General features: G+C 70.9%; 10 protein-coding genes, 1 tRNA gene and 1 pseudogene. 8 read left to right on the forward strand and 4 right to left on the reverse strand.

The window, feature by feature from the left end; genetic code table 11:
• From WMJ97_RS12590 to WMJ97_RS12600, 3 genes are all read left to right on the forward strand, one after another.
• Window positions 1-519, forward strand: a 519-nt coding sequence (locus WMJ97_RS12590) for a tRNA adenosine deaminase-associated protein (RefSeq protein WP_347349347.1), incomplete at its 5' end; no start/stop codon positions are given.
• A 33-nt stretch (window positions 520-552) separates the two neighbouring features.
• On the forward strand, window positions 553-1,053 hold the full coding sequence (locus WMJ97_RS12595) for a nucleoside deaminase (protein ID WP_347349355.1): 501 nt from the start codon (window positions 553-555) through the stop codon (window positions 1,051-1,053).
• A gap of 56 nt (window positions 1,054-1,109) precedes the next feature.
• A tRNA-Ser gene (locus WMJ97_RS12600) sits at window positions 1,110-1,195 on the forward strand.
• Between the two features lie 63 nt (window positions 1,196-1,258).
• On the opposite strand, the gene WMJ97_RS12605 is transcribed toward WMJ97_RS12600, so the two are convergent.
• Window positions 1,259-2,002: an SDR family oxidoreductase gene (locus WMJ97_RS12605; protein ID WP_347349348.1), complete on the reverse strand. Its 744-nt coding sequence runs from the start codon at window positions 2,000-2,002 to the stop codon at window positions 1,259-1,261.
• On the reverse strand, window positions 1,999-3,324 hold the full coding sequence (locus WMJ97_RS12610) for an MFS transporter (RefSeq protein ID WP_347349356.1): 1,326 nt from the start codon (window positions 3,322-3,324) through the stop codon (window positions 1,999-2,001). Before WMJ97_RS12610 ends, WMJ97_RS12605 begins: the two co-directional genes overlap by 4 nt.
• 319 nt (window positions 3,325-3,643) lie before the next feature.
• On the opposite strand from WMJ97_RS12610, the gene gnd reads away from it, so the two are divergent.
• The 4 genes and pseudogenes from gnd to WMJ97_RS12630 all read left to right on the forward strand — a co-directional run bounded on the left by gnd (window position 3,644) and on the right by WMJ97_RS12630 (window position 7,361).
• Window positions 3,644-4,576 carry a phosphogluconate dehydrogenase (NAD(+)-dependent, decarboxylating) gene (gnd, locus tag WMJ97_RS12615; protein ID WP_347349349.1) on the forward strand — a complete coding sequence of 311 codons (933 nt, stop codon included), beginning with the start codon at window positions 3,644-3,646 and terminating at the stop codon, window positions 4,574-4,576.
• A gap of 2 nt (window positions 4,577-4,578) precedes the next feature.
• A pseudogene (locus tag WMJ97_RS12620) lies at window positions 4,579-4,797 on the forward strand (nitronate monooxygenase); the annotation flags it as partial.
• A gap of 50 nt (window positions 4,798-4,847) precedes the next feature.
• Window positions 4,848-5,588, forward strand: coding sequence for a nitronate monooxygenase (locus WMJ97_RS12625; protein WP_347349350.1), 741 nt, complete (start codon window positions 4,848-4,850; stop codon window positions 5,586-5,588).
• 285 nt (window positions 5,589-5,873) lie between these two features.
• Entirely contained in the window at window positions 5,874-7,361 is a 1,488-nt protein-coding gene (locus WMJ97_RS12630; RefSeq protein ID WP_347349351.1) for a potassium/proton antiporter, read from the forward strand.
• A gap of 20 nt (window positions 7,362-7,381) precedes the next feature.
• On the opposite strand, the gene WMJ97_RS12635 is transcribed toward WMJ97_RS12630, so the two are convergent.
• Together WMJ97_RS12635 and WMJ97_RS12640 are read right to left on the reverse strand one after the other, a co-directional pair.
• Window positions 7,382-7,909: a LytR C-terminal domain-containing protein gene (locus WMJ97_RS12635; protein ID WP_347349352.1), complete on the reverse strand. Its 528-nt coding sequence runs from the start codon at window positions 7,907-7,909 to the stop codon at window positions 7,382-7,384.
• Between the two features lie 54 nt (window positions 7,910-7,963).
• The gene (locus WMJ97_RS12640) at window positions 7,964-8,254 is read right to left on the reverse strand and encodes a type II toxin-antitoxin system VapB family antitoxin (RefSeq protein ID WP_347349353.1); all 291 of its coding nucleotides are present in this window, start codon (window positions 8,252-8,254) and stop codon (window positions 7,964-7,966) included.
• A gap of 103 nt (window positions 8,255-8,357) precedes the next feature.
• Between WMJ97_RS12640 and WMJ97_RS12645 the strand changes: the two genes are divergently transcribed.
• Window positions 8,358-9,944, forward strand: coding sequence for a helicase HerA-like domain-containing protein (locus WMJ97_RS12645; protein ID WP_347349354.1), 1,587 nt, complete (start codon window positions 8,358-8,360; stop codon window positions 9,942-9,944).
• The last annotated feature ends 90 nt before the right edge of the window (window positions 9,945-10,034 follow it).

Raw genomic sequence — 10,034 nt, forward strand, 5'->3', positions numbered from 1 at the left:
GACGAGGATGACGAGGAGGACGACGACTACCCCGAGGATGCGACGGAGGAAGACATCGACCTCGTCGTCGCCCTCTACCGCGAAGACGCCAAGCCCGCCGCCCTCGCGCTTCGGCTCGACCTGGCGAACGACCTGGACGAGCTGATCAACCAGCTCCACCGGGTGCCGGGTGAGGCGGGCGTCCTGGGGGTCGTCTCGGTCGCCGGCGACTTCTTCGTGCTGGCCCGGGTGCGTGGCAAGAAGATCCAGGTGCTGCTGTCGGATGCCATCGCGGCCAACGATTGGCCCATCGCGCGCGACGCGGCGGACTACCTGGGTGCCGACATCCCTGAGGACGAGGACGATTCGGGCCCCGTCGGCGACCTAGACATCCTCGCCGACGTGGGCGTCTCGGAGCTCGACCTCGAGGCGCTCGCGAGCGACCTCGACGCCGACTCCGACGAAGTCGTCGAGCGGCTCGCCAAGCGCCTCGGCTACGCGGCCGTGTTCAAGAAGGCGGCCGCCGCCTTCGACGTCTGACCGATGGCCGGCGGTACGCGCTGGCTGGGTGCCATGCGGGACGCCCTCGCCGAGGCCGAGCGTGCGGCCGGGCACGGGGACGTCCCGATCGGCGCGGTCGTTGTGGACGCCGCGGGCACGGTCATCGCGCGGGCGGGCAACGAGCGCGAGCTCACCGGTGACCCGACGGCGCACGCGGAGATCCTGGCGTTGCGGCGGGCGGCGGACGCCTTGCGCGAGCGTTCCTCTCCGGCGGGTGCGGATGCCGATCCGGCGGACGCCGCGGCGTCCCAGCCCGACGGCTGGCGGCTCGGCGACTGCACGCTCGTGGTCACGCTGGAGCCGTGCACGATGTGCGCGGGGGCGGTCGTGAACGCGCGGCTGGCCCGGCTGGTGTTCGGGGCGTTCGACCCGAAGGCGGGGGCGGTCTCGTCGCTGCGTGACGTCGTCCGGGACCCGCGCCTCAACCACCGCACCGAGGTGACGGCCGGCGTCCTGGCCGACGAGTGCGGGGCGCTGCTGCGCGACTTCTTCGCGCGACGGCGTCCTGAATGAACCCGGCATGAACGCCGATTGGCGCCCGCCGCGCGCGGCCGTCTAGAATCTCCGGCGGTGGCGTGTCCGAGCGGCCGAAGGAGCGCGCCTCGAAAGCGCGTGAAGGGTCTCCCTTCCGTGGGTTCAAATCCCACCGCCACCGCTGATGCAGGGCCCGCCGATTCGTCGGCGGGCCCTGCTGCTCGTTGCGGCGCGTCCGGACGCCTCAGGGCTGCGCCGGCAGGTGCGAGCCGGCGGTGACGTGGATGATCTCGCCCGTGATCCCGCGCGATCGTTCCGAGGCCAGGAACGCCACCGTCTGCGCGACGTCGGGGCCCGTCACCAGCCGCCGCAGCGGCGTGATGGCCTCGTAGCGGCCGACGAAGGCGTCCAACTCGGCGATGTCGGTGCGCTGCTCGGCGAACGCCGTCCGGACGAAGCTCGGCGACACCCCGTTCGCGCGCACGCCGACCGGTCCGAGTTCGAGCGCCATTTCCAGGGTGAGGCTGGCCAGCGCCCCCTTGGACGCCGAGTACGCCGCGTCCTTCGCGCCGCCCACGTAGGCCCGCGAGACGACGTTCACAACGCTTGCCTCGTCCGCCTGGTCGCGCCACAGCCGGCGCAACGCGGCCTGCACGAGCAGGAACGGCCCCCGCGCGTTGATCGCGAGCACCCGGTCCCAGTCGGCGGCGTCCAGGTCGGCGAACGGCCGCTGAATCTGGATGCCCGCCGAGTTCACGAGCGCGTGCAGGACGCCGAACCGCTCGGCGATCTCGTCGATCGTCCGCGCGACGGACGCCGGGTCGGTCACGTCGAGTTCGACGCCCACGCACGGCACCCCGGACGCCTCCCGGCGCAGGTCCGCCACGACCACCGACGTGCCGTCGGCGCAGAGGGCCTCCGCGATGGCGATGCCGAGCCCGCCCGCGCCGCCGGTGACGAGGGCGACGCGGGCGTCTGCGCCCGTCATCGGGCGGCGGGCGCGGCGTCGAGGGCTGCCCGCTCGGCCTTCGTGAGGCCGAGCTGGTCGAGGGGCGTCCGGAAGGTCTCGCGCTTGAAGACCAGCGACAGCGCGGACGCCGAGGCGATGAGCCCCGCGTAGATGGCCGGGCCGACCCACGCGGGCGTCCCGCCGACGCCGACGAGCAGCGCGCAGAACACCGGCGCGAAGCCGCCGATCATGAACCCGAACTGGGTGCCGACCGCCATGCCGGTCGCGCGGTCCTTGGTGGCGAAGAGTTCGGAGTAGGTGACGGGCCACACCGCGTTCGTCATGGCGTAGGGGATGCCGAACAGCAAAATGCCGAGCCCGGCGGCCAGCATGAGGTTGTGGGCGGACACCGCCCAGAGCATCAAGGCCGTGACGATGACGCAGCCGATATCGCCGATGATGAAGACGGGCCGGCGTCCGACTTTGTCGGAAAGAATGGCGAACAGCGGCATCGTGAGCACCGACACGGCGTTCCCGATGGCCGTGACCCAGAGCCAGTTCGTCGCGCCCAGATTGTTGCCGTACACGGGGTCGTTGGCGAACGACAGGGTGAAGACGGTGAAAATCGTCCCGATGCCGGCGATCAGCGCGCAGAAGAAGACGTGCAGCACCGATCCCCAATGGTGCTTGAAGAGGCCTGCGAACAGGTTCTCCTGGGCCGCGGGCTCGCCCTGAGCTTTGGCCGCTTTCCGCTCCGCTTTCTCGGCCTCGAACTTGGGGGCCTCCTCGAGGTGCCGGCGGATGTAGTAACCGATCGCGACCACGAGCACGGAGAGCCAGAACGGAATGCGCCAGCCCCAGGCGAGGAAATCCTCCCGCGGGAGCATGACCGACAGCGGAATGAACACGAGCGGCCCGAGCACCTGGCCGAAAGCCGTGCCCGACAGGGTCCACGAGGTGAAATAGCCGCGGCGATGCGAGGGGGCGTGCTCGAACGACAGCGAGTTCGCGCCCGCCTGCTCCCCGGCCGCCGAGAAGCCCTGCACGAGGCGTAACACCACGAGCAGAACAGGCGCGGCCATGCCGATCTGGTCGTAGGTCGGCAGGCAGCCGATCAGGAACGTGCCGATGCCCATCATCAGCAGCGTCAGCATCATCAGGGCTTTGCGGCCCACCCGGTCGCCGATGTAACCCATGAAGAACGAGCCGATGGGCCGGGCCACGTAGCCGACGCCGAACGTCGCGAGGGAGGCGAGCAGCGCGGCGGTCGGGTTCCCTCGCGGGAACATGATCTGTCCGAACATCAGGGACGCCGCGGTGCCATAGATGAAGAAGTCGTAATATTCGAGCGCGCTGCCGATCTAGGCGGCCAGGGCCGCGCGCTTGGGGTCTTTTTGCTGCGTGGCATTCGCCGACGCCGTTGCCGAGTCGGTCACGTTTCCTCCGGATCGCCCGAAAGCCCCACGCTGGGCTTGTCGCACGGTCACCTTAAGCCGGGAATCGCCGCGGAAACAGGAATTCCGTCCTCTCGTGGGGATGCGTGCAGGGCTCCTGACCAAAGGGGGACGCCGCCGGCACGCACGATCCCCTCCGTCGAGGCGTCGCCCGCCGCGCCGCCGCCCAGTAGGGTGAGCGGCATCGGGCCGGGGGGTCCCCGGCGGCTGACGTGAGGAGCGCGCGATGAAGCTGGGACTGATCGGCCTGGGCAAGATGGGCGGGAACATGCGGACGCGGATCCGCGAAGCCGGCCACGAGGTCATCGGGTACGACAAGAACCCCGACGTAACGGACGTCGGCAGCCTCGCCGAGCTGGTCGACCAGTTGACCGAGAGCCCGCGGGTGGTGTGGGTGATGCTCCCCATCCAGTTCGTGACCTCGACGCTCGAGGAGCTCGCGCCCCTGCTGAGCCCCGGGGACATCGTCGTCGACGGCGGCAACTCCCAGTGGACGTGGGATCACCAGCACGCGGACCAGTTGGGCGCCCAGGGCATCCACTTCCTCGACTGCGGGGTCTCCGGCGGGGTGTGGGGCGTCCAGAACGGCTACGCGCTCATGGTCGGGGGTGACGCCGACGACGTGGCGGTCGTCCAACCGATCTTCGACGCGCTCAAGCCGGCGGGCGACTTCGGATTCGTCCACGCGGGCAAGCACGGCGCCGGGCACTTCGCGAAGATGGTGCACAACGGCATCGAGTACGGGCTGATGCAGGCCTACGCCGAGGGCTGGGAGCTGCTGGAGGCGTCCGGCGAGGTGACGAACGTGCCCGAGGTGTTCGAGTCGTGGCGCGAGGGCACGGTGATCCGCTCGTGGCTGCTCGACCTCATGAGCCTCGCGATGGCCGACGATCCGCACCTGGAGAAGATCGAGGGGTACGCCGCCGACTCCGGCGAGGGCCGCTGGACGGTGAACGCGGCCGTCGACCTCGGCGTCCCCGTGCCGACGATTTCGGCGGCGCTCTTCGCCCGGTTCGTGTCGCAGCAGGAGGATTCGCCGGCGATGAAGATGGTCGCCGCCATGCGCAACCAGTTCGGTGGCCACGAGATGCAGGCGGCGAAAGAGGGCGCGCAGGCGCAGCCCGAGAAGCCGATCCCCGACCCCGGGAAGCTGGCGTAGCGATGTTGGCGCTGGCCGATCTCAGGCGTCCGATCGTCGGCGCCCCCATGGCCGGCGGGGTGTCCACCCCCGAGCTGGCCGCGGCCGTCTCCGCCGCGGGCGGCCTCGGCTTCCTCGCGGCCGGCTACCTACCGGTCGCGACGGTCGTCGACCAGGTGCGCTCCGCGCGCGCACTCGGGGCGGAGGCCCTGGGCGTCAACCTGTTCGTCCCCGAGGCCACGCCGCCCGACCTGGACGCCGCTCGCGCCTGCCGCTGGCCGAGCGCCTCGGTGTGGAACTGCCCGACCCGCGTCCGGACGACGACGGCTGGGACGCCAAGGTGGCGGCCCTCCTCGACGACCCCGTTCCGGTGGTCTCGTTCACGTTCGGCCTCGCGCCCGCCGACGTCGTCGCGCGCTTCCGCGACGTCGGTACGTGCGTGCTCGCGACCGTCGTGACGGCCGAGGACGCCGCGCGGGCCGCCGCGACCGGCGTCGACGGGCTCGTCGTTCAGGGCCCGGGCGCCGGGGGGCACCGCGCGACCACGTCCGCTCAGGGCGTCCCGCCGGATCAGCCGCTGCCCGACCTGCTCGCGGCCGTCCGGGCGGCCACGGACCTGCCGATCGTCGCCACGGGCGGCCTGTCGGACGCCGCGTCCGTCGCCCGGGCGCTGGAGCTCGCGGACGCCGTGCAGGTCGGCACCGCCCTCCTCGACGCCGAGGAAGCCGGCACGAACCCCACCTACCGGGCCGCGCTGCGCGACCCGCGGTTCACCCGGACGACGCTCACCCGCGCGTTCTCCGGACGCGTCGCCCGAGGCCTCGACAACCGGTTCATCCGCGAGCACCTGGACGCGCCCGCGGTCTACCCGGCCGTCAACCAGCTCACCGGGCCCCTGCGGCGCGCCGCCGGGGCGTCCGGAGACGCGGACGGCCTCTCGCTGTGGGCGGGAACCGGCTGGCGCGCGGTGCGCGGCGGTCCGGCCGCCGCGATCGTGGACGCCCTCCTCGCGGGCCCCACCGAGGACGCCTGAGGCGGGAGAAAACAGGGGGTTAAAGACATCCGCGACGGCCTGAAGATCCCTCCCACTCCAAGCCGCCGCAGACGCTCTGCACCCGAAGGCGCTGCAGCAATGATCGCCTACTGACAGAGACTTATGCAAATATACGCAACATCTGTCTCAAACCCTAGGGGGGTGACACCCGCCAGGGTGCGCGTCCCGCCCGGCGGCCCGCGGCGTCCCTCGGAAGACGCCCGCGCGGGACGCCCGCTCCGGGGGCGTCCGCTCCCGTAGGATGAACCCCCGAAAGGAGCCGCCGTGAGCCTCGACGCCCTCCTCCTCGCCGGAGCGGTCGTCCTTCTGCTTGCGGTCCTGTCGGCTCGCCTCGGGTCCCGGCTGGGCCTGCCCTCGCTGCTGCTGTTCCTGGCGCTCGGCATGGCGCTGGAGCCGTTCGGCATCCGTCTCGACAACGCCGCCCTCGCGCACTCGCTGGGGTTCGCGGCGCTCGTCTTCATCCTCGCCGAGGGCGGCCTGACGACGCGCTGGGAGGACATCCGGGGGTCGCTGCGCCTCGCCGCGCTGCTGGCCACCTTCGGCGTCGTCGTCTCGGTGGCCGTCGTGGCCCTGTTCTGCCACTTCGTGCTCGGCATGGCCGTGCCGCTGGCGGTGCTCGTCGGGGCGATCACGGCTCCCACCGACTCCGCAGCCGTGTTCGCGGTGCTGCGGACGGTGCCCCTGCCGCCCCATATCCGGTCGGTGCTGGAGGGGGAGTCCGGCCTGAACGACGCCCCGATCGTGCTCTTCGTCGGCGTCGCGACGTCGTGGGCGATCGGCGAGCTGCCCGAGGGCGGCCCGCTGGTGATCGCGGGGCTCGTCCTGGTCGAGTTGATCGGTGGCACGCTCTTGGGCCTGCTGATCGGATTCGCCGGCCGGTGGGTGCTGCAGCGCCTCGGACTGTCGGCGTCCGGGCTGTTCGTCTTGGCCGTGATGGGGGTGATCGTGCTGGCCTACGGGCTCGGCACCCTCGTGCACGTGTCGGGCTTCGCCGCCGTCTACGTGTGTTCGGTGGTGCTGGGCAACGGCACGCTGCCGTTTCGGAACGCCACCCGGTCGTTCGCGGAGGGCATCGGCTGGATCTCTCAGATCGGGCTCTTCGTCATGCTCGGCATGCTGGCCGTGCCGAGCCGCTTCAGCCCGGCGACGATCGGCGAGGGCCTCGTCATCGGGGTGTTCCTGACGTTCGTCGCCCGACCCCTGTCGGTCGCCGCGTGTGCGATCTGGTTCCGGATGCCGTGGCGCGAGCAAGCCTTCGTCTCGTGGGCGGGCCTGCGCGGCGCCGTCCCGATCATCATGGCGACCGTGCCCCTCGCGGCCGGCGTCGATCACGCCGGCCGGACGTTCGACGAGGTCATCATCTTCGTCATCGTCTTCACGATCCTGCAGGCCCCGACGCTCGGCTGGGCGGCGCGCAAGCTCGGCATCACCTCGGGGGAGGACCCGCTCGACATCGAGGTCGAGGTCGCGCCCCTCGACCGCATCCAGGCCGACTTCATGCAGATCAAGGTGCCCGCCGACTCGCGGCTGCACGGCGTCACGATCCAGGAGCTCCGCCTGCCGCGACTCACCGTCGTCGCGGTCATCATTCGCGACGGAAACCTGATCCCGGTGGACGCCCGCGCGCGGATCCGTTCCGGCGACGAGCTGCTCGTGGTGCTGCCCTCACGGGCGCGGAAAGCAGTAGAACAGCGCTTTCGCAGGGTGGGACGCCGGGGGCGGCTGGCGTCCTGGCTGCCGGAGGGCCGCTGAACGGCCCTGGGGCCGCGGCCTCAGCTGTCGGCTTCGGCCCCCGCCTGGATGCGGGGGATGCAGGCGTGGCCGTTCGGCAGCGGAACCGAATCGAGCGGGTTCTTGGCGAAGCCGGTGAAGCCCTTGCCGACCGTGATGTCGACGACGTGGTCGAGCTTGTTCGGGTCGGCGATGAACGTGGCGTTCGGCAGGTAGCTGCGGACAAGCACGACCTCGGGGCTCTTGTCGTTGACGCCCACGACCGTAACGCCGTTGATCGGCTGGGGCGCGTTCGCGATGCGGATCACGCGGAACCCGTCGGCCCGCAGGATCGTCGCGGCGCGCTTGGCGAAGCCGTTGGTCTCGGTGCCATTGTAGAGGCGCAGCACGGCGTGCGACGGCAGGTACTTCGGGCCGACCGCCTGGTCGACGCACGGCTCAGGCGGACGCGGCGGGATCGGCGCGGTGGCGTTGCGGTAGCCCCAGGCGGCGGCGAACAGGACCAGCCCGAGGAGCAACAGCATCGTCAGGGGCGTCTTGATCGAGAGCCACACTCTGCGTGCCGTCATCATGCTCCTGGGGGTCGTTCGTTGGTTCGGTTCAGCGTAACCGACGCCGTCAACTCACAGTTCCAACACGCGTGCGTGCACGGTCTGCCGCTGTTGGAGCGCGGCCCGGAGGGCGCGATGGAGCCCGTCTTCCAGGTACAGGTCGCCGTTCCAGGAGACGACGTGGGCGAACAGGTCGCCGTAGAACGTCGAATCCTCCTCGAGCAGCGCATCGAGGTCGAGGGTGCGTTTCGTGGTGACCAACTGATCCAGCCGGACCTGCTGCGGCGCGATCGCCGCCCACTGCTTCTGCACATACCCGTGCTGCGGATACGGCCGTCCCTCACCCACGCGCTTGAAGATCACCCGGGCAGTCTATTTCACGACGCCGCGTCCGACGACCCGTGTCGCCGAACCGCGCGCCGCGTCCGAGGTAGGCACCCGTCCACCCGTGTGCCAGGCTGGGGCCATGACGCTGAGCAAGGAGGCCGTCGAGGCCGTCAAGCAGGGGTACACGTTCAAGGACGCCGCCGTGCAGTTGGGCGTGCTGGTCGACGGCGATCCGCGACCCGATGTTCCGATCAGCATCACGCTGTCGATGCTGAACCGGCACGGCCTCGTGGCCGGGGCGACCGGCACGGGCAAGACGAAGACGCTGCAGCTCATGGCCGAGCAGATCTCGCGGGCGGGCGTCCCGGTGTTCGCGGCCGACGTGAAGGGCGACCTGTCGGGCATCGCGGTGCCGGGAGAGGCGTCCGAGAAGCTCACGGCGCGCACCCAGGCCATCGGGCAGGACTGGAAGCCGGCCGGCTGCCCCACCGAGTTCTACGCGCTGGGCGGTCAGGGCACCGGCATCCCGCTGCGCGCGACCATCACGTCGTTCGGGCCGCTGCTGTTGAGCAAGGTGCTCGGGTTGAACCAGACGCAGGAGTCGTCGCTGTCGCTGGTGTTCTCCTACGCGGATTCCGCCGGGCTGCCGCTTCTCGATCTGAAGGACCTGACGGAACTGCTGAAGTTCCTCACCTCCGACGCCGGCAAGGCCGAACTCGCCGAGATCGGGGGGCTGTCGAAGGCGACGGCCGGGGTGATCCTGCGCGAGCTGTCCGGGCTGGCCGGGCAGGGCGGCGACGCGTTCTTCGGCGAGCCCGAGTTCGACACGAACGACCTGCTGCGCGTCACGTCCGACGGGCAGGGCGTCATCTCGATGCTGGAGCTGCCGAACCTGCAGGACCGTCCGCAGCTCTTCTCGACGTTCCTGATGTGGCTGCTCGCCGACCTGCACCACGGCCTGCCCGAGGCGGGCGACCTCGACCGGCCGAAGCTGGTGTTCTTCTTCGACGAGGCGCACCTGCTGTTCGACGGGGCGTCCAAGGCGTTCACCGACTCGATCGAGCAGACGGTCCGGCTGATCCGATCGAAGGGCGTCGGGGTGTTCTTCGTGACGCAGGCGCCGACGGACGTCCCGCAGGACGTGCTGGCCCAGCTCGGATCCCGCGTCCAGCATCAGTTGCGCGCGCACACGCCGAACGACGCGAAGGCGCTGAAGCAGACGGTGGCGACCTACCCGAAGTCCGACTACGACCTCGGCGAGGTGCTCACCACGCTCGGCATCGGCGAGGCGATCGTCACGGTGCTCAACCCGAGCGGCGCGCCGACCCCGGTCGCCTGGACGCGCATGCTCGCCCCGACCTCCCTGATGGGACCGATGAATCCGCAGTGGCTCGCCGACGGCGTCGCGAAGTCGGGGCAGATGGCGAAGTACGGGGAGGCGGTCGACCGGGAGTCCGCGTACGAGATCCTGGCGAAGAAGCTGCAGGCCGGTGCGGACGCTGCGGCCGCCGAGGCCGCCGCCAAGGAGCAGGCCAAGGCCGACGCGGCGCGCGCGAAGGAGGACGCCGCTCGGGCCCGGCAGGAGGCGCCGGCGCCGCGGGCGTCCGGGAGGCGTGAGAAGTCGGTCTTCGAGCAGGTCACCGGCAACACCATGGTGCGCCAGATGGCGCGGACGGCCGTCCGGGAGATCACCCGCAGCCTCTTCGGGACGGCGCGGCGCCGCTGAGGGCGTTTCTACCTGACGTTCTCCACACTGGAGTGTGGAGAACGTCACACGGGCGAGAGGTCGGGCGATCGGGCCGTGCGACAGCGCTGC

This window comes from Nigerium sp., assembly GCF_039811905.1.
Lineage (GTDB): Bacteria > Actinomycetota > Actinomycetes > Propionibacteriales > Propionibacteriaceae > Propioniciclava.